Genomic DNA, 24,840 nt, shown 5'->3' with positions numbered 1-24,840 from the left:
GTAAAACGCCGTAAATATTTGGAGACCTCTGATTGCAAATAAACGAACCCGGTAGGATTGCAAGTCCTACCGGGTTTTGACTGTATACGGGTGGTTATTGAGCGCTTACTAATGTCAGGTCATAAATTCACGATTCTGCAACAACAAAAGCAGTGGCCATGCCGCCGGTTGTTGTGATGGAAACGAAAAGCGATGTGATCTCGGCACAGTCCAATATCGCTTGGAGAAAGCTGTCAACATAGATATATGGGCTTCCGTCCTCATTGTTTCTCGTCTCGATTCGGCGGTAGTCAAATCCCTTGTCAGCCAGCCTTGGGGCAATTGCTTTAAACGCAGCCTCTTTTACAGCAAATCGGGAGGCAAGATATTCTGCCGGGCCTGCCTTTTCTTGGGCGGCGGACAATTCTCCCTGGGTAAATACTTTGGACAGAGTGCCTTTGCTCATACGTTTTAACAGACCCTCGACGTCTCCGATGACGACCGTATCAATTCCGATCCCCCTGATCATGGCCATCTCCTCCTGCTCCCCTGTATGTTTACTCAACATTCCAGCGCGGAATTTTGAAACTGATACGAAAGGATATAATACTGCCGTTCTGTGGCAGATTCAGGTAGTTCTCCCAAAAGCTCGTTGATTTTTTCAAAACGATAATTGAGGGATGAACGGTGCATATTCATCGCCTTTGCCGTTTGGACTAGATTTCTGTCGTTCAAATAATACATATAGAGGGTATATGCCAGTTCAGTGTTGTTTTTTTGATCGTGTGCAGAGAGACATTTCAGTGTGGGGCAGAGGAAAACCTCCAGAGGCTCCTTTTGCAGGAACAAATTTTTCAAATGCACAAGATAATAATCTTCGTATCGGTAACAGCCGGGCACGTCGTGAATGGCCCGTGCCGCTTCCAAAGCCCTCAGTGCCTGAATATAGTAGGAACGGATCTCCATAATATTGGAAAAATGGTTGCTGAGGGAGGCATAGAGTTTATTTTTCACACAGAACGTGCAAAACGATTTGAGCGATGCTTCCGAAAGCCTGCCGTTGGGCATGACCGGGACCAAGGCGAGGAGCTTTTTCTCATAAACGACAATCCTGCTGTTGGCAAAGAGGTATTCAAGCTGATTGCGTATTTGCAGCATATTGACAGCGCCCGGCGTCAGCTCTGTTGAAATAACAAGGCAGCGCATATTGCCGGGGAAGGTGCGGTCCAGCTGATAAATAAATGCCTGATAGGCGCCGCTCACGACCACCGCCTCATCCAGCAGATCGAGGATAAAATGCTCAGACGGCCGTTTCCCATTTTGGTGCAGAAGCTCATCGTGTTTCATTTGCAAATAGATATAGCTGCGCAGAACCATCAGAAGCTCCCTGTCCATCTCAGTAAAGGTGTGCTCGAACTCATTGACCACGATATGGCCGTAATCCTTCTCGGCGCAGACAGATACCAGCAGCTGGTTGATCTGCATCTGCTCATGGAATGCCATGATCGGAATTTTGCTCTTTTTGACCCGGCTGTGGAGTGCCCCGCGATTTGCGAACGTGTAATCCCCGCTGGAAAATCCCCCGTTTTCAAGCAGCAGATCTGTAACCTGCATTTCTTGGGCCTGAAGTGCCTGTCTGGTAAGGCCAGCGATCCAGTAGGAGGAATCGAAAACCACGAGAGGGTTCCGCAGGAACGGATAGGCCGCATCCACCAGCGTCTGAACCCTTGCGCCCCCTGTCAAGGCATCCAAAAGCACAGCGCTCATGGCGCTTTTTTGATCCTCTATGAGAAAGCGTTCCCGAATGGTTTGGACGATGCGCCCTGTCTGTTCTGTTTGGATGAACAAAATGCAGCCCTGCCATGCGTTCAGCAACTGCGCTTTCTCAAATGCGGGGCCGGTGCAGAACACCAGATGGCCACAACCGCTCTGCGTCTGCCGCTTAACCGCCTCCAAGCTGTCGCTGATATACACCGTGTCCGGTAGCGGAGAGACATTCTGCTCCCGAAGGATCTCCCAGCGGGTCAGGCGGTCGTCTCCGAGGGGGGCGCCCAACAGCTCGGTTTTATCATGGGCGTCGAATAATTTCTGAAGCAAACTGACGGTAATACACATGAAACCTTCCTCCTCTGGAAAACTCTCATGCCGTTTTCTGTCGTATCTTTGTAATTATAGCAAATCGGTTGCCTACATTCATCGTACAAGTTTGTAGGAAACGGGTTTGCTTTTTCCAAAAGCTATGTATGTGGCATTTAGGGACAACCCGATTATAATTATATTATTCAAAAACGAACTGGTTCGCAACAAAAAATTCGTGGAAGTTTATAGGGGAACAGGAGGAACATGCTGATGAAAAACGCCTACACGATTCTAACGGTGAATCCCGGTTCGACGGGGACAAAGCTCGGGCTGGTCCGTGGGGACGAGATTTTGCTGGATCTGAACGTGGACACCCCGAAAGGGATGTTTCAGGACTGCCCGAATTTCGAGGATCAGGTACCCAAGCGTGAGCAAATGATTTGGGATATGCTGCGGGAGGCAAAGGTCGAACTGGAATCCATTGACGCCGTATCCGGTCGGGGCGTAGGCGTCCATTCCTGCACAGGCGGTACATATCTCATCAACGACCTCGCGTATGAGCACGCGCTGCACGACGTGGAAGGCATCAATCATCCTGCCACACTGGGCATCGTGCTTGCCGCCAAAATCGCGGCAAAGCTGAATGTGCCCGCCTACTTCGTAAATCCCATGAGTACGGACGAGTTGAGCGATGTGGCCCGGATGACCGGTATCCGAGATTTGTACCGGCCCTCCCACGCCCATCCGCTGAATATGAAGCAGGTGGCCATTCATCACAGCGAACTGATGAAGAAGCGCTATGAGGACTGCAATTATGTGATCCTGCACATGGGCGGCGGGACAAGCATCGCCGCCCACGAGAAGGGGCGGGCTGTGGACAGCACCCGCATCGGGGACGGCCAAGGTCCGATCTGCCCGAACCGGAGCGGTGATCTGTGCATTGACGATGTGATGACCCTGATCCGAAGGGGCATGACGCCGGAGGAGATTAACGAGATTGCCTCCCGCCGGGGCGGGCTCATGCAGCTGTGCGGTACCGACGATGTACGGAAAATCCGCAGCGAACTGATTCCTGCCGGAGATCAGCGGGCTAAGCTGGCGCTGGATGCCATGGAATATACGATGGTCAAATGGGCCGCCATGATGGCCGGGGCCCTGCGGGGGCAGGTGGACGCCATCCTGATGACGGGCGGCCTTGCCAACGACAAGGTCTTGGTGGAACAGCTCACCAAGGATCTGAGCTGGATCGCCCCCGTCTACGTCTATCCGGGCAGTTTCGAGACCGAGGCGCTGGCATCCGGGGCAATCCGTGTCCTGAGCGGCGTGGAGGAAGTCAAGACGTACACGGGCAAGCCGGTATGGAGCGGTTTTGCGTTTGACTGAGACAGGGCGGGCACAGTTTCCCGCGTTCACGGCGCACTGTCCCGAGGGTGTGCTGGAGATGAAGCTCACTGTCTCCCACTGTCACATAGACTCGTCCGGGCGGATGCCACCCCATGTGCTGGCCAAAGTGATGGAGGCCGCTGTAAAACGGCAGATGGAGGCGTACGGCTGGGACAGGGAAACGGTGGAGAAAAAGAATATCGCCTTGGTCGTCGGGTGGACCTCCATTCACATCAAGCGGCTGCCCCGTTTGGATGAGAACCTTTTGGTGCGGATCTGGCCGGGCCGGAAAAAATGCTCCATGCACGTTCGGAAATACGCGTTTTTCGCCGATACGGGCGAGACGCTGGTCAGTGCCGCGGTGTTGTTTCTGCCCATGGATCGAGCCAGTCGGAAGCTGACGGCGGCAGAAATCCCGGTTCTGCCGGAGGTGGTGATATCCGGAGAGGCAGATGTCCCCAGCCTGCGCAGGGCGTTCCCCGAGGAACTGCCCAACCGATTTGTACGGACAGTCTGTGCCTATGAAATCGACGAGAATGGGCATATGAACAACACTTGTTATCTGCAATGGGCCGATGAGCTTTGGGCGGGCGGTCACCATGGGCAGTATGAACCGCGCTCCATCTGGATGCAGTATATCAACGAGTTGATGGAAGGCCAGACGGTGGCGCTGGGCTACGCCGTAGAGGGACAGTGCCTGTATGTGCGCGGGAGCGTTAACCAAGTGGATTCGTTTCTCGCCGTGATCCAATATGAATCCTGTGACGTTCCTGCCGGCGGCAGGGATCGTCTACAGTAGATAAAATACACCGAAGGAGAAACACAAACAAAACTATTTTGAACGGAGGGGCAAGGAAGAATGGTCGTAGAAAACAGAGGTCAACAGCAGAGCGTGCGGTATGTGGTGGATACAGACCGCTGCTGCGGGTGCAGGCGGTGCATCCGCAGGTGTCAGGAGAACGTGTGGCAATGGGACGAGGAGCACCATCACGCATATCCGAAGTACCCGGATGAATGTGTCCTGTGCTATCAGTGTGAAATGGATTGCCTGAACAACGTCATTGACATTCAGGCAATCGCTACGCTGCAGGTCGATCCGCTGGAGTACAGTGCGGAGTTGATGAAGAAAAAGGAGGCGGAACAGTAATGGCAGATGTGAAGGATTACGGTGAACTGTTTACTGCGGATATCTTGGTTGTCGGCGGCAGCATGGCCGGCCTGACCACTGCCATCCGAGCCAAGGAAAAGAACCCGGAGCTGGATATTCTGGTGATCGACAAGGGCGTCATCGGCTGGAACGGGCAATCCACAAAAGCCGGCAACGGGATCCGAGCCACCTCAAAGCATCCGGACGGCGTGATGAACGCCTTGGGTTATCTGGTGAACGCCCACACCCCGTTTTTGAACGATCAGGAATTCCTCAAGCGGTACTTAGAGGTTCATCGGGACAACATTGACTACATGAAGCACTGCGGCGTCCAGCTCTCCTGCGATGAGCAGGGCAACGCCACGCCGCTGCCGTTTATCCCTGACGCACTGGATATGGCGGGCATCTCCATCAACGTCAACGCTCAGCTCCGGTCCTTTGCCCTGAAGCTGGGTATCCGCTTGATGAGCCGTGTCAACATTTTTGAACTGCTGACCAGCAAAACTGGCAAGGTCATCGGCGCCATCGGCTTTGATATGGACCACGGCGAATGCAAGATCTTCCACGCGAAGGCGGTAGCTATGGCCACGCAGGGCTGCCATTTCAAGAAGATCGGTTTGGAGTTTATGGGATACGGCACCGGCGTAGGCGCCATGTACCGCGTCGGCGCGGTGATGCGGAACGTGGAGTTCTCCACCCAAGTGGACGTGGTATTCAAAAAGACCAACACGCCCATCTATGGCGGTTTTAACATGATCTGCAACAAGCACGGGGAGAACCTGACCCAGAAATATATCGGCCACATCGAGTGGGAGGTGACCCCCACCTTGGTCAACGCCATGGTGCAGGAGATTGCGGCGGGCAATGGGCCGCTGTGGGTGGATCTGGAGAAGCCTGACGAGGTCCGTATGATGATCGGCGGCACGGACATGGACGAGTCCACCCAGCGTATGCTGCGCGACAAGATGGCGTGGGAGCATTTGGTGTTCACCAAGACGGCGAAAAACATCGGCGATGTGGGCACGAAACCGGAGGCCACCATCAAAACGGTCATCCAAGTGGAGCCAATCAAAGTGGATACCGACATCAAGACAGATGTGGAGGGCCTGTGGGCCCCCGGCAAGGTCTCCACCCAAGGCAACGCTTACTTCGGCTGGACCCGGGGCGACGGCTTGGGCAACGCCGCCACTACCGGCATGATGGCCGGCGACAGCATCGCTCCCTATGCGGCGGCCGCGGACTGGGATGAACTTGACCTTGCGCAGGTAGCCGCACTGAAGGAAAAGATTTACGCTCCGCTGAACCGTCCCAACGGGCGGCAGCCGAAGGAGATCTATGATATGATCGAGCGCTATATCTTCGATGTCAACAAGTGTGTCCTGAAAAGCGAGGCTGAGATCCATAAGGTCTATCAGGACATTGCGGAGATGAAAAAGCTGATCCCCCAGCTCACGGCGGACGACCCCCACACGCTCTCCAAGTGCTTGGAGGCGGCGGACACCATCCTGTGCTTGGAAATGATCTTCCGCTCCGCGGATATGCGCAAGGAGAGCCGCGGCATCATGTATCCCCACTACCGGACGGACTATCCCGAGACGGATAACGAAAACTGGCTGAAGTGGATCAATATCCGTCAGGGCAAGGACGGCGAGATGGAGCTGTTCACGGAGGACATCCCCATGTGGAGATATCCCATCCGCCCGGAGGGGTACCAGATCCCTGAAGGCCATGTGGAAGAATACTACAAATAAGGAGGGGTGCGGGAATGAACACAGTCAATATCAAAATCAACGGCTATGACTATACCATGAAGCGTGGGATCACAATCTTGGACGCGTCCTTTGAGACACTGAAATTCCAGCGGGAGTTTTTACAGCAGCCGATCCCCACCCTTTATTACCTGAAGGGCGTCGTCGATGTGGACGATTCCGGCGTCTGCGTGGTGGAAGTGGACGGCAAGCTGATGAACGCCTCCACCACCCGCATCCGTGAGGGCATGGAGATCCAGACCCGGAGTGACGCGGTGATGGCGGCGCGGCGGGAGGCGCTGGCCAAGATCTTGGCGATCCACAACAAGTCCTGCGTCTATTGTATGCGCTCCACCCAGTGTGAGCTGCAAAACCTGCTCCATGAGTACGGTTTTACAGACGAGGCGGAGCTGCCCATGAGCAGCATCCAGCCCTTAGACCTCTCCTCGGTGGTGCTGGTGCGGGACAACAACAAGTGCATCCGCTGCGGACGGTGTATCAACGTCTGCGCCAAGGTTCAGGCGGTGTCCGCCATCTGCGCCACCGGCGAGGGGCTGGACAAGACCATCGCCCCCGCCTCCCCCAAGGGCCTGGCCGCCGCCAGCTGTGTCAACTGCGGCCAGTGTGTGGCCGTGTGCCCAGTGGGCGCCCTCACTGAGAAGCCCCAGTGGGAGCAGGTGAAGGAGGCCATCGCCGATCCTGAAAAGTTCGTGGTTGTCCAGGTGGCGCCCGCTGTCCGGGCCGCTCTGGGTGAGACCTTCGAGTTCCCCCTAGGTGTGGACACCGAGGGCCGTATCGCCGGTGCGCTACGGAAGCTGGGCTTCGATAAGGTGTTCGATACCAAGGTGGGCGCCGATCTGACCATCATCGAGGAGGCCAACGAGCTGATCGAGCGGATTGAGAACGGCGGTGTGCTGCCTATGCTGACCTCCTGTTGCCCCGGCTGGATCAAGTACGCGGAGCACTTCTACCCGGATATGCTGGACAACCTGTCCTCCTGCAAGTCTCCCCACACCATGTTCGGCGCGCTCATCAAGTCCTGGTACGCGGAAAAGATGGGTATCCCCAAGGAGAAGATCGTCACCGTCAGCGTCATGCCCTGCACGGCGAAAAAGTTTGAGATCACCCGCCCCGACGAGTGCGGCGCGGATGTGCCGGACGTGGACTATGTGATCACCACCAACGAGCTGGGCACCATGCTCAAGGACGCCGAGATCCAGTTGGAGGCCATCTCCCCCTCGGAGCGATTTGATGAACCTCTGGGTGAGGGAACCGGCGCGGGTGTGATCTTCGGCGCCAGCGGCGGCGTGATGGAGGCCGCCCTGCGCACCGCTGTGGAAAAGCTCACCGGGAAGCCTCTGGAGAACCTGGAGTTCACCGACGTGCGCGGCATGAACGGCATCAAGGAAGCCTCTTACGACCTCAACGGCACCCAGGTCAAGGTGGCTGTGGTCTCCGGTCTGGCCAACGCCAACGCCCTGCTGACCCGTATCAAGACCGGTGAGGCGGACTATCAGTTCGTGGAGATCATGGCCTGCCCCGGCGGCTGCGTCAACGGCGGCGGACAGCCTCACCAACCGGCGGTGGTACAGGCACTGCAGGATGTCCCCGCAGTGCGGGCAGCCGCGCTCTATCTCAACGACGACCAGAGCGTCCTGCGCAAGTCCCATGAGAACCCGGAGCTGAACAAGATCTACGCGGACTACCTTGGAAAGCCCGGCAGCGAGAAGGCCCACAAGCTGCTGCACACCAGCTACATCATGCGGTAAATCAGGCAAGGCCGGAAAACTCAATGGAACCATGCGGCGATCCGACTTGCCGCATGGATCCATTAACTTCCAACCAATCAATTCTATCAGACAGGAGGCTAGAAACGAAATGAGTTTCAACGATAACGTCCCGAAACTGAAGCCCTATTCCAGAAGCGTATCCATCATCGGCGTGGGCGCCACTCCATTTGTGCGCGTCCTGGACGACCCCGCCGTAGACGGCCTGTGTGAACCGGAACTCTTTGGCTACGCCGCCCGGGACGCCATGAAGGACGCCGGGATCGACGGCAGCGACGTGGAGTTCTACATCCACGGTCAGGCCGGCCCCGGCTGGACCAGCAACTACGCCACCCCCAATATGCACGTCGCCAACTGGATCGGTATGAAGGCCAAGGGTTCCTACCACCACAGCGAAGCCTGCGCCACGGGCTATGTGGCTCTGGAGACCGCGGTGCAGTTAGTGGCCTCCGGGCAGTATGACATGGTGCTGAGCGGTTGCATCGAGATGCCCTACTCCATCGCCTATCCCACCCGCGTGCTCACCAAGCGCCGCTTCGGCACCGACGCCATCTTCCATGAGACGCTGTGCTCCACCCTGCCCCGGGATTATACCCTGTTCACCCGCGGCGCCCTTCCCTTCAACTCCGAGTCCTGGCTGGACTATTACGTCAAAGAGAACAATATCAGCCCCGAGGACGTGGACGCCTTTATGACGGCGCTGTCCATTCACAGCCGCCGGGCCGCCGCGCTGAATCCCCTGTCCGCCATCACCAGCAAAACCTACGACGAGCTGGCCGCCGAGGCGGGCATGGACTCCGCTTATGAGTACCTCCACTCCAAGTTCAACCCACTGATCGGCAAGTATATGCGGGGTGCTCACTTTGAGCAGCGATGCGACGGCGCTGCCGCCGTAATCGTCTGCCCGACGGAGAAGGCTTACCAGTACACAGACCATCCCATCGAGGTGCTGGGCGTGGGCCACTCCTGTCTGGAGAACAGCAACCCGAGGCTGGAGATGCAGGCCACCACGAACGCCTACCGCCAGATGAAAGAGCTGACCGGCCTGACCGGCGCGGATATGGATCTATTCCTGACCAACGATTTCTATAACCAGTCCCAGATGCTGGCCGCCGAGATCTGCGAGTATCTGCCCAAGGGAGAGGGCTGGCAGTATGTCCGGGATGGCCGTATCGCCTTTGACGGGGACCGCCCGGTGAACTCCAACGGCGGGCGCTGCCATTACGGCCACGCGGCGGGCGCCTCCGGTCTGCACGATCTCTACGAGGCCGTGCACCAGATGCGCGGCGACGCCGGGGCCACCCAGGTGAAGCACGAGGTGAAGCGCACCATGCTCCGCGGCTTCGGCGGCGCGCAGAACCTGCTGAATATCATGTTGGAGAAAAAGTGAGATGGGAGGAAACGCTGTCATGACAAAGTATGATTTGAAGCCCATCGTAAAGACCTTTTATGACGCACTGGAAGAGGGCACGATATTGGGCCGCAAATGCCTGCGGTGCGGACACATCGAGTTTCCCCCGTTCCTCTGCTGCAACGCCTGCGGCGGTCTGGACACCGAGTGGGTGGATCTGACCAATGTGCGGGGCGTGGTCAAGCAGGCCCTGCCCACCAAGGGTGCTTTCGGCGACCCTGATTTCCGCAATCAGCACGGCGACTACTTCGCCGTCGAAGTGGAGATCCCCGGCGCCGACCCCTTTAACACCAGCCTTCTGCATGTGGATTACGACAAATACGCGGAGTTCGACAAGGCGATCAGCGAAAAGCCCGTGGCGGTCAAGCCGCTGATCATCCAGGACGAGGATGTCAAGGTCGTGGTGTGGGAGATCGACGGGGAGAGCGAGTTCAAGAAGATCCCCGAGTTGAAGCCCGCGAAGAAGGCCGAGGAGTCCGCCCCCGCGGCGGTCCCAGTCCCAGCTGGACCCGCCGGCGCGGACGATGAGATCGCCCAGACCGTCATCAGCTGCGCGGCGGAGGCCTACGGCGTAGACAAAGCGGCCATCACCCTGGACACCGACATCCGCGAGGACCTCTCCAACGAGTCCATGAAGATGATCGTGATGATCTCCGAGATTGAGGAGCGGCTTCAGGTCACCATCGAGATCCAGGAGGCCAGCCTGCTCAACACCGTCGGCGAGTTCGTCGCCACGGTAAAGGAGCGGAAGGGCATCACTGTCGATCCTCAGCCCGCGGGGACGCCGAACGCACCCCAGGCCAAGGAAAGCGCCGCGAAACGCGCCGCCGCCCCCGTGGACGACCCGGTGGGCCAGACCGTTATCGAATGCGCGGCCGAGGCCTACGGCGTGGACAAGGAGACTATCTCTCTGGACACGGACATCCGTGAGGACCTCTCCAACGAGTCCATGAAGATGATCGTGATGATCTCTGAGATCGAGGAGAGGCTCCAGGTCACCATCGAGATCCAGGAGGCCAGCCTGCTGAATACCATCGGCGAGTTCGTCGCCAAGGTGAAAGAGAGGCTTTGAGCATGAGCTTTATTGATTCGATTTATGAAAAGGCGAAGGCCGATGTAAAAACCATAGCCATTCCTGAGTACGACAACGACTACATGATGAAGGCCGCTGTAAAGGCCCATCACGACGGGATCGCCAATATCCTCCTGGTGGGCCCCGCCGCCGAGGTACAGGCGCGGGCGGACGAGCTGGGCCTGGACATCGCCGGCATCCCCATTGCTGACCCGGGGGACGAGACCTTTGTCAGCGCCCTTCTGGATCGCTATGCCGCCCTGCCGGAGAAAGTGATGCCCAAGAGCTTCATTGCCAAACGGATCACCAGCCCCCTGTACCTGGCTCTGGTGATCGAGGCCGTGGGCGACGCGGACGGCACGCTGGCCGGGGTGAACGCCACCACCTATGAGTTCATCATGGCGGCCAACAGCACCATCGGCCTGAAGCCCGGAGTCCCCACCGCGTCCGGCATGCTGATCGTGGAGGCGGAGGACTTCGGCGGCCAGCAGGGTACCTGCTTCGGTATGTCCGACGGCGCGGTCTGCATTTCTCCTACGGTGGAGCAGCACGCCAGCATCGCCATTGCTTCCTGTGAGACGTTCCGCGCAATTACGGGCGTCGAACCCCGGTGCGCGTTCCTCTCCTACTCCACCGACGGCAGCGGCGGTTCCAGTGAACCTGTCAAGAAGATCCGCGATGCGCTGGCTTTGGCGCAAAAGCTGCGCCCGGATCTCAAGATCGACGGAGAATTCCAGACGGATGCCGCCATTGACGAACGCGTCGGGGCAAAGAAGGTGAAACGCCCCAGCGAGGTTGCCGGCAGGGCCAATGTGCTCATTTTCCCAGATGCGGCAGCCTGCAATATCGGCTCGAAGCTGGTGCTTCGCTTTGCGAAAGGCGTGAAGCAGTACGGGCCTCTATATCAGGGGTTCCGCCTTCCAATCTTGGATTGCTCCCGGAGCGATACTGATGTGACTCTCTACAACAACATTGCGCTGCTCAGTGTGCTTGCGGCGGATCAGCAATCGTAATAACGCAGTGTAGCGCCAATTTAGAAAGGACCGTCTGGATATCTTGACAAGGGAGGAACTTCACTATGGACAGTAAGCAGTTGACCAACAACCGCTTCGGCAAATGGGGCTGGAGCATGATCATCTACACACTCCTGCTCTACTATATTTACGCAGGACTCTGTGTAGACAGCATGAACCTTTACCCGGATGTGTTTGCGGGTATGTATGGAATGGACCGAAACCTGCTTCTGGGTTTGGCCACCCCTGCCGGTGTCATTGGTGTATTGGGCGGTGTGGTATTTGGCCACATCTGCATGAAAACAGGTGTCCGCCTGATGTCCGGCATATCATTGATTATCGCCGGTATCCTGTATATCATCTTTGGTTTTGCCAGCACCCCCGTTTTATATTTGATCGTACTCACTGCGCTGTGCTTTGTGGCCAACGCTTTCGGACTCATTTCTACCGCCACCCTGATGGGCAACTGGTTTCCCCGCAAGAAAGGCATTGCGCTGGGCTGGGCCACCATGGGCGCGCCTTTGGCCACAGCCACCTTTGTAGCCCTGTTGAGCACCCTGTACGGTGCCATCGGTCTGCCAATGACTTCTGCGGGCGTGGGTATCGTGGTGATGCTGATGGGAATCATCACCTTCTTCTGGGTAAAGGATTATCCGGAGGAGGTAGGAGTCTATCCCGATAACATCAAAGAAGGCGGCGAACAGCTGTCTGCTCAACTCAACGAGATGAAGTCCTACAAGAGCAGCTTCACTGTGGGACGTCTGCTGCGGGATAAGGATATGTGGCTCATTGCCGTCGGCTTTGGCCTCCTGTGGATGGTCACTGTAGGGATCGTGTCCCAGTTTGTGCCCCGGATGATCAGCGTGTGGGCTCCCGCTATGGGAGCTGAAGCGGCCCAAGGCAAGGCTATGCTCATGCTCACCGTAGCCGCGTTGATTGGGCTGGTCGGCTCCTATTTTTGGGGTTGGTTGGACCAGAAGGTGGGGACCAAGCCCGCTTCTTGTGTCTACTCCCTGTCTTATATCGCCGCCCTACTGTTGCTGATTTTTGCACAGGTGGAGATCCTCATCTATATTGCCGTTCTCTTTGTGGGCTTTGGCATCGGCGGCCTGCTGAATCTGATGCCTTCTCTGGTCATTTCCGTGTATGGCCGGCATGATTTTCAAGCTGCCAACAGTTTGGTATCTCCCATTGCCTCTCTGCTGCAAAAGGCTGCTTTCGCCTTGATGGCTGTTCTGCTCACAATTTCCAATGGTGATTACACACTGCCCTATGCTGTATTTATCGGGGTGGATGTGCTGGGATTGATCCTGCTGCTGTGTGTCACCAATCAATGTAAGGGCCGGCAGGATTGAATTGATTGACCAATCCTGTTCTCCTCTCTTAGCCCCCCGTATGCTCTTTATACGGGAGGGCACCCTTTTATCGAGCACAGCAGTTTCCGATTAACCAGAAAATCAATACCATGTGGTCTGGCCGGCAGCTCAGCATCCAATGCTATGATTAATACAAGAAAAATATAGCAATGAAAAGAGAAAAAATATATGGTGCTGCTGATATACGTGCATCCAAAACGCAGGTTGCTCTGCGAAAAAACATTATACGTCTGTTCCTTTCTTGAAATCCGATGTTTCTGTGAAACATCGGATTTCTGTTTTTGTCGAGTTTTGATGGTTCATGTCGAAAAATTGTGCAGCTGGGACGACACCACAGTGTGGCAGCCCTATATCGCCAAATACCCATGATCACCAGCCTCAGAGTTCCACCTAAGAGGTCTGAAGCTGGTAACCATGTGCAGGTTGGCCAGCGCAGACCCCACAGCCTTTTTGCCACGATCTCCAACCTCAGATCCTCCAAAATTCTGAGATTGGAGACTATACATATGAGCTATGACATAACTGAAAGTGGGAAGCGTATTCGCCAACTCTGCATTCAAAAAGGATGCACACAAGAAAAAATGCACGAACGCTGAATATTGACAGAAGTTTTTATGGCCGCATTGAATCTGGGAAAAAGGGTTGCTCTGTGGATCCCAAGACGCCGGGCCGCTGCCGCCCCGCCGATCTCGTCCGCCAGCTTCAATGCCTCTGCTCGCTCCTCCGCAGTGTACCTCTTTCCCATGTTGAGCCCTCCTCAGCTTTCTCTATTTTACCATCTTTCCTTGCGTTCCGGGACTCAACTTTTATGATAATACTCCATTTTGAATTGCTCCACCTGATTTGGCTTTTCCTCCTGCATGATGGACAGGATCACATCCGGGTTTAACTTGCCTTGCTCTGAAAAGCTCCGTATTTTGATGGCCTGGGCATGGGACGGAGTGCGGTCCTCGCCCTCCATAACCTCCAGCAAGGCGGTCTGCTCACTTTCTGGCAGATAGGACAGCTCCACGGCGGGGCGCAGGGCCATTTGCGGCTTGCCCGTTTCTTTCAGCACAGTATTGTCAACCATGCTCAAAATTAGGGGAATCAGGTTTATTAGGCGGATATAGCGGTGGATTTGCCTGGAACTATCGGGGGCTTCCGCGGCTAAATCGTTTCTGGAATTGATAGTAGCAGACTTTTGGCCCACTGGGCCAAAAGTTAAATCTGTGCATTCTCCCTGTCGCTTCATGGCATCCAGCTTCATTTTGTAGGCAAACGCTTTTTCTGATGGTAAGACCTGCTCCCGCTGAAGGTTGCTGTCCACCATGACGATGATGGCTTCATCGTCGGTCAGCTCCCGGACAAAGCAGGGAACCGTGGGCAGGCCCACCAGCTCTGCAGCCAGCTTGCACCGGTGGCCGGACACCATTTGATAGCTGTTGTCCGGCATGGGCCGCACCAGCACCGGGGAGAGGATGCCCCGTTCCTTCACACTATCTTCATTGACAGTAATTTTAGGCCATATATTCCACCCAGGGATACAGCAGCTTGGGGTAGGTTACGCCTATTCCCGTTTGAGCAGGTCATTACCCAAAAGGACCCCACCCTAAAAAGCAAGTTGGAGCAAGAAAAAGCAGGTATTTTCAACTGGATGCTGCAGGGGTTGTCCTTGGTCTTAGAGGAAAAAGAGATTTTTGAGACCGATAGTATGCAGGCTTATAAGGGTGAGTACAGAAAGGAAATGGATATAACAGAACAATTTATTGAGGATTGTCTGGAAAAAAGTGAAAATTCAACTGATAGAATACAGACCACATTGCTTTTCTCTACTTATAAAAATTGGTGTAGGGACAACAACTTTAAGCCCACTATCCGTAACAAATTCTATGAGGAAATAAGTAGGTCATTTGAAAAGAAAAAGAGTGGTATAGAGTATTTTGTTGGTGTGCGCCTAAATGAAATGGGTGTTCTATATGCTAATATGGAGGAGAAAACCTCACAGCAGTTTGCCAAAGACAAAAAGAAGTTACTTGGTGGAGAGGGTGTAGGACTGACTTATGAAACCCTGAAATACGCTCATTTCAACAATTCCAAAGGTTGGTTTATCCAAAATATCAGGTCTGAGTGTCAGTTTCACGATAAAGGCAGTATGTATGATAGGTACAATGAATGGTGTATAGAACATCACCTGATGCCCATAAAGAAACCTGATTTTATCGCAAAGGTCAGTTATCTGTTTGAAAATATGGCTGGCTCTACCGTATCAGCAGACGATTTGGAAAAGGTCAAGGAGATCTGGAGTCAGAGTTGAGGATTTGAATATGTATATTCAACACTAACCCCACGCCGGTACCGGCGTGGGGTTCATCTTTGTCAGCAGCACTACCCACTATTTGTTCTTTTCTCAGAAAAATGAAGGGCATAAATGGAAAAGAAAGACACAGTTATAGGAAATGTGGGACAGTAATTTTTATATTGAGTAGTGGTTCAGGAAGATGGACTAAGAAAAAGAGGTGGTGTTTATGGAAAAAGCGGTAATCGCTTTGAAAGTCAAGAGTGATAAAAGTGGTATTAGGACAGCAGTTTATCAGGCCTGTCAACTCGCTATGCAGGCTTGGAAAAGTAATATTGAGGTTATTGATTGTATTGTAACTTTTGGTGGTTCAAAAGATATTCTTAGGGAAGTCAAGGTAATTGACGCAAAAGCAAGGTTTGACACGCTGCTGATTTACTCACCCAGTCAGATATGTAAAGATAAGATTGAATTTTTAGAGTTTGAAAATTTTATGACTGAGTGTTTCAAAGTGCAGACTAAGTTTCTACGCTCAGGAACTTAATGAGTGTGTCAAAACCTTATGGGATTGGGGATGGTTCTGTTATCCTTTGGATTGTAGTCCTTCCCCTTTTCCCTGATGGGTTACGGGAAAGTGTCAAAGTCCATTGGGATTTTGGTCATAATTCAATTTATAACCAAAATGGGATGAATATGGGAATTTAAATTATTTCCGCATTCTCAAGGGAATAAAGGCAAAAATATTTATTTTTTGAGCATCTAAAGTGTTATTTACCTATATTTTATGGTGCTGAAAATATTAGATGCAAAAAATCAGCAAATATTTTTATTTATTACCAAAACCCCTTAGATTGTGGTCATAAATCCAAAATGTCAAGGGATTTTGATACAGTTTTCATTGTGTAGGGAATACGGGAAGTTCCCCTATTCCCTCTTAATAACAGGAAGGGGGTGTACCTATGGTTTGGGCCTATGTGATGGAAAATGGGAATGGTGTAGAAAAGCACAGCAATCAACCAGTTTTTCAACTGATCCAGAAGATGGGGCTTACAGATGAACAGCTTGTCTTTGACCAGGATAATAACAGGGGTGAATTCTGCAAACTTTTGGAGAGTATGGATGTAGGCGATAAGTTAATTATCAGGAGTGTCGCAGATTTGGCAGATGATTTGATGAATTTGACATATACACTTCAAAAAGAACACAAAAAACGAAAAACACACTAAAACGATGACAGTTTTCCTTAATCAATGCAGAAACAAGTGGTTTCTATAAAATTGGTTAAGGAGATTTGATATATGAATAATAGTTTATTGATAAGTGTACCTTCAGCAGCAAAGAAGTTGGGAGTTCCCAAGAAAGCAGTCCTGTCAATGATTAATACGGGTGTTCTGGTAGGTATCGCCGCAGCTGGCGATACCTACATTACCACGCAAAGCATAGAAAGCCTTGCGGGACAAAATTCAACTGTTGATTCTGGGCAACATCCCAGTGGATATCCAGAACCCCAGGAGGTATCATGCCTGTTGACCAAAGATGATGTAGTCGTTGAGCCAGAGAAAGCAGGTGCAGGTATGATTTATAAGGGGTATATTTCAGCCCTAAAAGATGGTAGGTTTATGGTGCAGATAGACCTTGGGAAGACCCCTGATGGCAAGAGGAAAAGAGAGAGCAAGAGTTCCAAGTCTCAGAAAGAGGCTGATGCCTACCTTGCTAAGAGGTTACAGGAATTGAATGGGGTTCAGGTAGTCAGCACACCTTTTGTTCCTGCTCAACCTATGGCATCCCTTGCCCTCTCCCAGTACACCCAACTGACCTTTGAGGAATACGCTATTGAACTGTTGAATTCTGGTGTTGGCAAAGCCACAACCCGCACGATTGAAAATTACAGACGAGGAAGCAAGATGATGCTGCCATACATAGGCAGCAAGAAGATGGTAGAGATTACAGAACAGGATATCAAAAAGGCTTTTGAAAAAATCAGGTACGCTTACGCTAAAAGTGGCGTAAGACACAGTTTCAATACAACCAAACTGATTTTTCAGACAGCCCTTGATAACAACGATATACCAGTAGATATTATGAGAAGATTAAGGTGTCCTACCAGTAAAAAGCCTGTCGCCAAAGACAAATATCCTACTTTCTCAGACGAGGATATAGATGTTCTGTTTCAAACCAGCAGAAAATACAGTCTGGAACTTTACACCATTTTTGCAGTTTTAGAGTGTACTGGAATGCGTCCTGGGGAATTGAGGGCTCTGGAATGGGATTCATTCGACCCACTCCAAAAGACAATCCGAATTCAGCAGGCTGCAACCGTGCAGTATGAAGAAATTACTACTTTGAAACGACAGGCAAAGCATAGGGACATCATCTCCACCCCTAAGTCTGAGTATAGTGTAAGGACACTCCGACTGTCTGATCTGGCCGTAAAAGCCTTACAGGAGTGGAAGCAATTTGTCAGTAGGAGCAGGAGTGCAGGCAAGCGTAACAGTCAATTTATTTTTTCAGATAAGGTAGGTAATGTCAGGTCAGAATCATCCTATCAATCTCTGATTCAAAGATACAGAAAGCAGTATCATATTGAGGATATGGGAATCAATCTCTATAAATTCAGACATACGATGTGTACTCGCTTGATCCTATCTGGTCAGCCAATCTCAGTCATCCAAAGAATAATGGGTGACAACACCCCAGATATTATTATGAAGATTTATACCCACGTCAACGATGAAATGGCTATGAAAGCAACAGAGGGTTTTTATGATGAACTCAATCGAAAAAATGCCAACAGGATGGTAGTGTGAGCATAAGGGTGGTCAACAGACCACCCTTCATTTTTTGTTGACATCCGATGTCAAAGACGGTACAATAAGTGTGATTTTTGACGCAATTTATGTCATCATGCCAACAAAAACACATTTTGTCAACAAGTTAATTTCTTTACCATATCTCCCCAAAAGGGTGTTTCAGGCAGCGCTCGTAATGAGAAGGTTGTGGGTTCGATTCCCACCAGTAGCTCCAAGAAGAAGGGCATCCGCCGGGGTGTCCTTCTTTTTGAATTTTTGGCGCTGATAGGTATTCCTTCTAAATGTAACAGATTACGGCAAGGCCGCATGCCACTCCCGGCAGGTAGTGACATCCAGCAACCGGAAAGCTCAGGTGGCACACGATGCAAGGACAAGCCAATCCCGCCCAAGCCGATGTATTCGAACGTCTCCCCATCCCCGCCGCCCTGCGGAAGATGATCTTCCCCGCGGTGGTCAGCCAGCTGATCGTGCTGATTTATAATATGGCAGACACCTTTTTCGTGGGGCTGACCAACAACCCCTATATGGTGGCCTCTACCTCCCTGATCCTTCCTGTGTTCAACATCACCCTCTGTCTGGCGGGCCTGGCGGGAATCGGCGGGGGCTCTCTAATCTCCCGCCTGCTGGGCCAGTCCAGACCGGAAGAGGCCAGGCGGGTGGGCACCTTCTCCCTGTACCTGGGGCTCTCCATCTCCGCCCTCTTTGCCACTGGGATCGGATGCTTTATGGATCCCATACTATACTTATTGGGAGCAGGAGAAAACACCTTTTCCTTCGCCAGGCAGTACGCCCTATGTGTCATCGTCATCGGCGGTGTGCCCACAGTACTGTCCAATGTGCTGGCCAACCTGATCCGCAGCATCGGCCGCTCCCGGGAGGCCAGTGCCGGCATCATTCTGGGCGGCGTCCTCAACATCGCTCTGGATCCCCTGTTTATGTTTGTGCTTATGCCGGACGGCTATGAGGTGCTTGGAGCCGGCATGGCCACCTGCCTGTCCAACTGCGTGGCCTTTCTCTTCTTCCTGACAGTACTGCTGCGGATGGGACGGGGCTCGGTGATCACCTTTTTCCCCAAACACGGCCTTCCCGCCAAAGCCAGCGTCATCGCCGTATTCGGCGTGGGCGTTCCTTCCGCCATCGCCACCTTTCTCTTTGACCTGGACTATGTGGTACTGGACAAGCTGATGGTTTCCTACCACGACCTGGCCCTGGCCGCCATTGGCATCGTTCTGAAGGTGGAGCGTTTCCCTCTCAATGTGGGAGTTGGCATCTGTCAAGGTATGCTGCCTCTGGTGGCTTACAACTACTCTGCCGGAAACGCGGCTCGCATGAATGAAGCCATCCGCCTTTCCCGCCGGCTGGGACTGGTGATCGCTGCCGTCAGCATTGCCCTATATGAGCTTTTTGCCGTCCAGTTCGCCCATCTGTTCATCTCCGACCCCCTGACAGTGGAGTTGGCTTCTCAGTTTCTCCGGGTTCGGGTATTGGCCACCCCCCTGATGTTCCTCAGTTTCTTTACCGTCTATCTCTTCCAGGCCTTCGGAAAGGGCCGGATCTCCCTGCTCCTGGGAGTCACCCGGTGGTTGGGCTTCAACATCCCCATGCTCTTTCTGCTCAACGCCATATTCGGCATGTACGGCCTGGTGTGGTCCCAGGTCACGGCGGACACCCTGACGGTACTTCTCTCCTTCTATGTGTACCGGCGCTTCCGGCCGGCCGTAGGCGTTCCTTCCCTTAACACCTGACCAAAAACCATGCCGGACAGCCTCAGCAGGGTTGTCCGGCATGGCTTTTTATTAACTTGACAAAGGCATCCTACACGTGTAGTATAATAAATAAATACGACAGTTGTAGGAGGTTTTGACCGTGAAGCTCAGCGACAAAGAGTGGAAGGTCCTGGAGGTCCTGTGGACGGGAGGGAACGGCCTGAGCCTGGGCCAGGCGGTGGAGGCTCTTCACCCCGCCACCGGCTGGAGCCGGAACACAGTGCTCACCTACCTTACCCGGATGGAGGCCAAGGGACTGGTACGCATCGATAAGAATGCCGCGCCCCACCGCTACCTGGCGGCAGTAGATCGGGAGGCCTGCGCCGCCCAGGAGCGGCGGGGCCTGTTGGAGCGGGTGTACCAGGGCTCGGCAGGCAAGCTGGTGGCCGCCTTTTTGAAGGAGGAAACGCTGACCCCCCAGGAGCGGGAGGAGCTGCGCAGGCTGCTGGACGATATGGAAGTGTAAGACCGCCCATCCCCACCCGCATGTTGGAGGTGCTCCTATGGAAAACATCTGGTCTTTTTTGCTCCAAACCCTTACTGCCTCGGTGGCGGCGGCGGTGCTGCTCATCGCCAAGCGGCTCTTTCTGGATAAGCTCTCCCCCCGGTGGCAGTACGGGATATGGGCCATTCTGGCCCTGCGGCTCCTGCTGCCGGCAGGGCTGCTGGGCCGGTCTCTCCTTCCCCTGGGCCGGGTGACCCTGGAGGCCGCCAAGGCCAGCATAGAGCTGCCCCTAGCCTCCGCCCTCACCGACCCCTACGGAGTCACGGCAGTCACCGCCCCCATTCCTCTGGTCCGGCTTGTGCCTCCCGCCAGCGTCACCGACTGGCTCTTTTTCCTCTATGCCGCCGGGGTGGCGGTGACGCTGCTATGGTTTTTCCTGTCCTACCTGGCCCTGGGTTGGCGGGTGGCAGGGGGGCGCAGCCCCTCCCCCCAGGCGCTGGAGCAGGTGGCGACGGTGGCCGCCCGGTACGGTCTGAAGGCCCCCAGGCGGGTGGTGGTACTGCCGGGGGTGGAGAGTGCCTTCGTGTGCGGCCCCCTGTCCCCGGTGCTGGTGCTGCCGGAGTGGACGGTGGACGACAAAGTGATCCTCCACGAGCTGCTCCACCTGAAATACGGCGACCTGTGGGCCGGGGTGGCCATGTGCGCCCTGCGGTGCCTCCACTGGTGCAATCCCCTGCTGTGGTACTGCTGGGACCAGGCCCAAAACGACTGCGAGTCCCTGTGTGACCAGCGGGTGCTGGAGCGGCTGGAGGGAGAGGAGCGCCGTCAGTACGGCGTGATCCTGCTGTCCATGGCGGACGACAAATACGCCCGGGCCCCCGGCACCACCTCCATGGCCAACGGCGGGCAGCACATCAAGGCCCGGATCCAGGCCATTGCCCGGTTCAAGCGGTATCCCCGGGGCATGGGCCTGGCGTCGGGCTGCGTGGCGGCGGTGCTGGCCATCGCCTGTCTGGCCGGGTCCGGCCAGGCGGCGGAGGTGCCCGACCCCAGGGAATCCGGTTCCATCCCCCTGGCGGCTGCCCGGCTCAACCGGCCCACCACCGTGGCCGGGGCTCTGGACACCTACGCCAAGGGGGTGCTCAGCAACAGCCCTCTCTACCTGTACATGGCGGCCCCGGCAGAGGCTCAGGCAGAGCTGTTTGGGACGGCCTCCCAATCCCCCAACGACAACGGCATGGAACTGGACCGCTTATTTGATCAGCTGGACTTTTGGATGAGCAGCGGCACCCGGATGGCACAGTGGTCGGTGATGAACCTGCTGCCAGACGGAGATGGGGGCTACACCGGCGCCCTGTTTTTCCTGCCCCTGGAGGGCACCAGTACCGAGGGCGGGGTGACCCAGCAGGTGGCAGTGCGCCCCGACGGGGCCTTCTGGACGGTGGAGCCCCTGAACGCCCTGGAGGTGTGGAGCGGCGAGGATCTCTGGCTGTGCCCCAGCCAGGACACACCTTATGTTACCTACCGGGCGGAGGCAGCCGGAGTGACCCTGGAGATCGACGTCCAGTGCCGGCTGTGGGTGTCCCAGCAATATCCCTACGCCACCCAACTGTTCACGCCCCATTCCGCCATGCCGGACCACACGGCCCAGCCCCACGCCGCCTTCGGCGGGATGCGGGACGGCTATGGCCTCCGGACAGACCCGGCGGTGGAACGGCTGCGGTGTGCCCCCATGACGCAGGGCCAGGACCCGGCGGCGGTGTTGGACAAAGCATCCTATTGGGTGGAGATGAGCCAGGGCAGTCTGGAGGACGATCACATTCTGGCCAGCGCCGGCTCCTATGAGGGAGAGGACCTGGGGCTCCGGGCCATGCCGGAGGCCCTGGCGGTCCGATTTACCTGCGAGGGCAGGGAATATACCTGTACTGCCCTGCTGAAGGAGGTAGTACCATGAGCGATACCTGCCGTGGCCTGGGCAAGATCGCCTGGGGCTATGTATTTCTCGTTTTTGATTTCAACCTGGGCTCCCTGAACGTCCTGCCCAACTGGGCAGCCTACCTGCTCTTCTTCTCCGCCATCGGGCTGTTGGAGGATGAGCTGCCCCAGCTGAACCTGCTGCGGCCCTTCTGCGGCCTGTTGGGGACGGCGGAGGGGGTGGACTGGCTGGCCGTGCTGTTCACCGGGCAGAAGCTCATGGATCGGTTTTTCCTGCTCCAGATCCTGCTGTCATGCGTGGGCATCTATTTCAGCTTTCAGCTGCTCACTGACCTGATCCAGTTGGCAGAGGACCACTACATCCGGGCCGACAGCCTGCGGGTCTGCCGCAATCTGGATGCGGTGTTCCAGGTGCTCTATCTTCTCCCCCTGCCCTGGACCTCCAGCGGCTCCCTGACCCTCTTTTCCCTGGGCATGCTGACCGTCAGCCTTCTCATATGCCTTTTGATCGTCTGTCAGCTTTTTCTACTACGGAAACACCTGCTCAACGAGGAGCTCTCCCACAGTGAATGAGCCATCCCAGGCAAAGCCTGCTTCAAAAAACACCATGACCGCCGGAGCCCGGGGACTGCCATACTGGTGGCAGTCCCCGGGCTCCGGCGGTGTTTGGGGGATCGTTATTTCTGGTCGGGAGGCGCGGCGTCGGCGCTGGGCAGCAGGCAGACCAGCAGCTTGCAGGTCTCCACGCCGGTGTTCAGGATGCTCTTGCCGGTGCCGATGCCGGAGTGGAGGCTGTCGCCCTCATGGAGCACAAACTCCCCATCCTCCGTCTTGACGGTCATCTCGCCGGAGAGCACATAGTAGATGGTCTCCAGAGGGGGCGCGCCGAACTCACAGCCGCCGCCGGGCAGGAAATGGGACAGGCCCATGACCATTCTGCCCTCGTTGACCTCGGGGGGAATGTGCAGGTGGGTGGGCAGGACCTTGAAGTGACCGGGGGCCTCGTAGGGCCGGGCTTCCTCTTTTCGAGTGATCTTGTAGCTCATATCCATACGCTCCTTTTTGTTCGGGCGGCCTCAGTCGCCAAAATCCAGATTCTGAATGTACTTTACCGATTCCATCCCGGCGATCCGGCCTGAATTCAGGGCAAAGCCCATCAGGCAGCCGGGATATCGGTGGTTATAGATCTCACTGTACAGGTTGTTGGCGTCGGTACCCACACAGTACAGGCCAGGGATGACCTCCCCCTCCTGGGTGAGGACGGACATGTTTTCGTCGGTCATCACGCCGCCCAGGGCCCCGCAGCCGCAGGGAGTGTACCGTGCCACGTAATACTTGCCGCCCCGAATGGGCTTCATGTACCGGGCAGGCTTGAAGAAGTCCAGGTCGAACTGGCCCGCCATGGAATTGTACCGCTCCAGAGTAGCCTCCAGGTTGGCCTGATTCACCCCCAGCTCGGCACACAGCTGCTCGATGGTGTCAAAGACATACAGCCCCTTGGGCCGGGGGTCGTCCTTGTGCATGAAGGCCAGGGGATTGTCCATGACCTCGCCGCGCTGGTACATATCCAGCTCCTTGTCCCAGGCGCTGATGTCCTTGATATTGTGCTGGACGGTGACATATTCCAGCCCGTGGGCCTTATAGCAGTCCAGGATCTCATCGTTGATGATCATCAGGAACTGCCGGCCCTTCCGGGCGGCGGCGATCTCATAGATGTAGTCGGCGTTGGAGAGCACCATTTCGTTCATGAACCGCTTGCCGTTCAGGTCCACGATCAGGTTGTACTGGTGCATGGTCTCCCCCAGGGTCTTGAAGATGTCGGTGATGCCCACCACAAAGCAGTCGCCCCGCTTGAACAGGTGGGTCTTACCGCCGCCGGCCTGCCAGCACATGCGCATACCATCGCCGGTCAGGCCGGGGATGCCCAGGCCCACGCCGTCCTGGGTACCGTCGTCTCCGAAGCAGAGCTGGGCCATCTCCGGACAGTTGACAAAGCAGCCACAGCCGATGATGACGGCGTCGCCGTAGGCCTCCAGCTCCTCCCCGTCGGCGTCCACGCCCCGCACGCCGATGGCTCTGCCGTCCTCCAGCATGATCTCCTTGGCGGTGACGCCAAACTCGTACTGCACCCCCAGGGCCTGGGCCCGCTCGGTAAGGGCCTTCTGGCAGATGGCCCCCGCCCGCTCGGTGGGCTTGTCAGAGCCAGGCACCTTGATGATATGCCAGGTCTGTCGGCTATCGTGGAAGTACTTGTACACTCCCACGAACTGCACGCCCATCTTCTCCACCCATTCGATGGTGGAGGCGGACATGCCAATGAACCGGCGCACCAGTAATGGGTTGACCTTCCAGTGGCTATACTCCATAAACTCCTCAAAGGCCTGCTGTACAGTGAGGGTATCCATGGCCGCCAGCTGATGATGGGACTCCACGGCGAAAAAGCCGTTGCCCATATTGGCCGCCCCGCCAGTGGTGGTGGATTTCTCCAGAATAATGACAGAGGCTCCCGCCTCTGCGGCCTGCACCGCCGCAGCCTGGCCGGACGCGCCGCCGCCAACGATGATGATATCAGCCTCGATCTGACGCATGTCCGATCTCCTCCTTAAATACT

23 protein-coding genes are annotated in these 24,840 nt (G+C 55.3%); 17 read left to right on the top strand and 6 right to left on the bottom strand.

The window, feature by feature from the left end:
* Nucleotides 1-127: 127 nt before the first annotated feature.
* Nucleotides 128-508, bottom strand: a complete 381-nt coding sequence (gene acpS / locus H6B51_RS00685; RefSeq protein WP_158099467.1) for a holo-ACP synthase — start codon at nucleotides 506-508, stop codon at nucleotides 128-130.
* 32 nt (nucleotides 509-540) lie between these two features.
* Nucleotides 541-2,094, bottom strand: coding sequence for a PucR family transcriptional regulator (locus H6B51_RS00680; RefSeq protein ID WP_087327818.1), 1,554 nt, complete (start codon nucleotides 2,092-2,094; stop codon nucleotides 541-543).
* Nucleotides 2,095-2,328: 234 nt separating this feature from the next.
* Here H6B51_RS00680 and buk point away from each other — a divergent pair, with 234 nt between their 5' ends.
* The 9 genes from buk (at nucleotide 2,329) to H6B51_RS00635 (ending at nucleotide 12,974) form a co-directional block, all read left to right on the top strand.
* Nucleotides 2,329-3,441 carry a butyrate kinase gene (buk, locus tag H6B51_RS00675; RefSeq protein WP_087327821.1) on the top strand — a complete coding sequence of 371 codons (1,113 nt, stop codon included), beginning with the start codon at nucleotides 2,329-2,331 and terminating at the stop codon, nucleotides 3,439-3,441.
* 58 nt (nucleotides 3,442-3,499) lie between these two features.
* A complete protein-coding gene (locus H6B51_RS00670) occupies nucleotides 3,500-4,240 on the top strand; it encodes an acyl-ACP thioesterase domain-containing protein (protein ID WP_140397289.1) in 741 nt (246 codons plus the stop codon).
* Between the two features lie 60 nt (nucleotides 4,241-4,300).
* Nucleotides 4,301-4,588 carry a 4Fe-4S dicluster domain-containing protein gene (locus H6B51_RS00665; RefSeq protein ID WP_087327828.1) on the top strand — a complete coding sequence of 96 codons (288 nt, stop codon included), beginning with the start codon at nucleotides 4,301-4,303 and terminating at the stop codon, nucleotides 4,586-4,588.
* Nucleotides 4,588-6,339, top strand: a complete 1,752-nt coding sequence (locus H6B51_RS00660) for an FAD-binding protein (RefSeq protein WP_087340252.1) — start codon at nucleotides 4,588-4,590, stop codon at nucleotides 6,337-6,339. The genes H6B51_RS00665 and H6B51_RS00660 overlap by 1 nt, the downstream gene beginning before the upstream one ends.
* 14 nt (nucleotides 6,340-6,353) lie before the next feature.
* Complete coding sequence (locus H6B51_RS00655; protein ID WP_204881835.1) at nucleotides 6,354-8,105, top strand: NADH-dependent [FeFe] hydrogenase, group A6; 1,752 nt, start codon at nucleotides 6,354-6,356, stop codon at nucleotides 8,103-8,105.
* 109 nt (nucleotides 8,106-8,214) lie between these two features.
* Nucleotides 8,215-9,513: a thiolase family protein gene (locus tag H6B51_RS00650; protein WP_087327837.1), complete on the top strand. Its 1,299-nt coding sequence runs from the start codon at nucleotides 8,215-8,217 to the stop codon at nucleotides 9,511-9,513.
* 19 nt (nucleotides 9,514-9,532) lie between these two features.
* Nucleotides 9,533-10,606: a phosphopantetheine-binding protein gene (locus H6B51_RS00645; RefSeq protein ID WP_070103852.1), complete on the top strand. Its 1,074-nt coding sequence runs from the start codon at nucleotides 9,533-9,535 to the stop codon at nucleotides 10,604-10,606.
* A 2-nt stretch (nucleotides 10,607-10,608) separates the two neighbouring features.
* Nucleotides 10,609-11,619, top strand: coding sequence for a phosphate acyltransferase (locus H6B51_RS00640; RefSeq protein WP_087327840.1), 1,011 nt, complete (start codon nucleotides 10,609-10,611; stop codon nucleotides 11,617-11,619).
* A gap of 65 nt (nucleotides 11,620-11,684) precedes the next feature.
* A complete protein-coding gene (locus H6B51_RS00635) occupies nucleotides 11,685-12,974 on the top strand; it encodes an MFS transporter (RefSeq protein ID WP_087327843.1) in 1,290 nt (429 codons plus the stop codon).
* Between the two features lie 577 nt (nucleotides 12,975-13,551).
* Here the strand turns inward: H6B51_RS00635 and H6B51_RS00630 are convergent.
* Entirely contained in the window at nucleotides 13,552-13,740 is a 189-nt protein-coding gene (locus H6B51_RS00630; protein ID WP_087327846.1) for a hypothetical protein, read from the bottom strand.
* Between the two features lie 54 nt (nucleotides 13,741-13,794).
* Nucleotides 13,795-14,472 carry a ParB/RepB/Spo0J family partition protein gene (locus H6B51_RS00625; RefSeq protein ID WP_335342077.1) on the bottom strand — a complete coding sequence of 226 codons (678 nt, stop codon included), beginning with the start codon at nucleotides 14,470-14,472 and terminating at the stop codon, nucleotides 13,795-13,797.
* Nucleotides 14,473-14,598: 126 nt separating this feature from the next.
* Between H6B51_RS00625 and H6B51_RS00620 the strand changes: the two genes are divergently transcribed.
* The 8 genes from H6B51_RS00620 (at nucleotide 14,599) to H6B51_RS00585 (ending at nucleotide 22,802) form a co-directional block, all read left to right on the top strand.
* The gene (locus tag H6B51_RS00620) at nucleotides 14,599-15,291 is read left to right on the top strand and encodes a primase-like DNA-binding domain-containing protein (RefSeq protein WP_204881834.1); all 693 of its coding nucleotides are present in this window, start codon (nucleotides 14,599-14,601) and stop codon (nucleotides 15,289-15,291) included.
* 211 nt (nucleotides 15,292-15,502) lie between these two features.
* Nucleotides 15,503-15,817: a hypothetical protein gene (locus H6B51_RS00615; protein WP_204881833.1), complete on the top strand. Its 315-nt coding sequence runs from the start codon at nucleotides 15,503-15,505 to the stop codon at nucleotides 15,815-15,817.
* A 415-nt stretch (nucleotides 15,818-16,232) separates the two neighbouring features.
* The gene (locus H6B51_RS00610; protein WP_204881832.1) at nucleotides 16,233-16,499 is read left to right on the top strand and encodes a hypothetical protein; all 267 of its coding nucleotides are present in this window, start codon (nucleotides 16,233-16,235) and stop codon (nucleotides 16,497-16,499) included.
* 72 nt (nucleotides 16,500-16,571) lie between these two features.
* The gene (locus H6B51_RS00605) at nucleotides 16,572-18,080 is read left to right on the top strand and encodes a tyrosine-type recombinase/integrase (protein WP_204881831.1); all 1,509 of its coding nucleotides are present in this window, start codon (nucleotides 16,572-16,574) and stop codon (nucleotides 18,078-18,080) included.
* 365 nt (nucleotides 18,081-18,445) lie between these two features.
* Entirely contained in the window at nucleotides 18,446-19,828 is a 1,383-nt protein-coding gene (locus H6B51_RS00600; protein WP_243421071.1) for an MATE family efflux transporter, read from the top strand.
* 121 nt (nucleotides 19,829-19,949) lie between these two features.
* Entirely contained in the window at nucleotides 19,950-20,315 is a 366-nt protein-coding gene (locus tag H6B51_RS00595) for a BlaI/MecI/CopY family transcriptional regulator (RefSeq protein ID WP_204881830.1), read from the top strand.
* A 37-nt stretch (nucleotides 20,316-20,352) separates the two neighbouring features.
* Nucleotides 20,353-22,248 carry a M56 family metallopeptidase gene (locus tag H6B51_RS00590; protein ID WP_204881829.1) on the top strand — a complete coding sequence of 632 codons (1,896 nt, stop codon included), beginning with the start codon at nucleotides 20,353-20,355 and terminating at the stop codon, nucleotides 22,246-22,248.
* Nucleotides 22,245-22,802, top strand: a complete 558-nt coding sequence (locus H6B51_RS00585) for a hypothetical protein (RefSeq protein WP_204881828.1) — start codon at nucleotides 22,245-22,247, stop codon at nucleotides 22,800-22,802. The genes H6B51_RS00590 and H6B51_RS00585 overlap by 4 nt, the downstream gene beginning before the upstream one ends.
* Before the next feature lie 104 nt (nucleotides 22,803-22,906).
* Here H6B51_RS00585 and H6B51_RS00580 read toward each other — a convergent pair whose 3' ends face one another.
* A complete protein-coding gene (locus H6B51_RS00580; protein WP_204881827.1) occupies nucleotides 22,907-23,275 on the bottom strand; it encodes a cupin domain-containing protein in 369 nt (122 codons plus the stop codon).
* A 30-nt stretch (nucleotides 23,276-23,305) separates the two neighbouring features.
* Nucleotides 23,306-24,817 carry an FAD-dependent oxidoreductase gene (locus H6B51_RS00575; RefSeq protein WP_204881826.1) on the bottom strand — a complete coding sequence of 504 codons (1,512 nt, stop codon included), beginning with the start codon at nucleotides 24,815-24,817 and terminating at the stop codon, nucleotides 23,306-23,308.
* Between the last annotated feature and the right edge of the window lie 23 nt (nucleotides 24,818-24,840).

It is taken from the genome of Pseudoflavonifractor phocaeensis, from assembly GCF_016901955.1.
In the GTDB taxonomy this organism is placed as follows: Bacteria; Bacillota; Clostridia; order Oscillospirales; family Oscillospiraceae; genus Flavonifractor; species Flavonifractor phocaeensis_A.
This window is presented reverse-complemented; position numbering and strand designations above follow the sequence as displayed.